Source organism: Streptomyces litchfieldiae, assembly GCF_031845365.1.
Taxonomy (GTDB): domain Bacteria; phylum Actinomycetota; class Actinomycetes; order Streptomycetales; family Streptomycetaceae; genus Streptomyces; species Streptomyces litchfieldiae.
This window is the reverse complement of sequence record NZ_JAVREL010000071.1, coordinates 1-804: the sequence shown is the minus strand read 5'-3', so window position 1 is coordinate 804 and position 804 is coordinate 1. Positions and strand designations below refer to the sequence as shown.

At 74.8% G+C, this 804-nt stretch carries 1 protein-coding gene; it reads left to right on the top strand.

The window, feature by feature from the left end; translation table 11 throughout:
- On the top strand, nucleotides 1-804 hold an 804-nt coding region (locus tag RM590_RS35425), incomplete at both ends, for a ketoacyl-synthetase C-terminal extension domain-containing protein (protein WP_311708931.1).

Below are 804 nucleotides of genomic sequence, written 5' to 3'. Positions count from 1 at the left end.
CGCATGGCACGGGCACCGCGCTGGGCGATCCGATCGAGGCGCAGGCGCTGCTCGCGACCTATGGCCAGGACCGGCCCGGTGAACGGCCGTTGCTGCTCGGCTCGATCAAGTCCAACATCGGCCACACCTCCGCCGCCGCCGGGGTCGCCGGGGTCATCAAGATGGTGGAGGCGATGCGGCACGGCGTGCTGCCGCGCACGCTGCACGTGGACGAGCCGACCCCGCACGTGGACTGGTCGGCCGGCGCCGTTTCCCTGCTCACCGAGCCGGTGCCCTGGCCCGGCGGCAGCGCCGACCGCCCCCGCCGCGCCGGCGTCTCGTCCTTCGGCGTGAGCGGCACCAACGCCCACGTCATCCTGGAGGAGGCGCCGGAGGCGGAGTCCCCGGAGGCCGAGTCTCCGGCGGTGGTGGATGGTCCGTTGCCGTATGTGCTGTCGGGCCGGGGTGAGGTGGCGCTGCGCGCCCAGGCCGCTCGGCTGCACGACCACCTGACCCAGCACCCGGCGCTCACCCCCGCCGACATCGGCCGCGCCCTGGCCACCACCCGCGCGGCGCTCGACCACCGCGCCGTGGTCCTCGCCGAGGACCGCGACACCCTGCTGGCCGGACTCGGCGACCTGGCCGACGGCGGCACCCTGCCCCCCGCCGCCACCGGCGGCCGGCTGGCCCTGCTCTTCTCCGGTCAGGGGTCGCAGCGGGTGGGGATGGGTCGGGGTTTGTATGGGTGGTTTCCGGTGTTCGCGGGGGCGTTGGATGAGGTGTGTGGGGTGTTGGACGGGTTGGTGGGGTGTTCGGTGCGGGAGG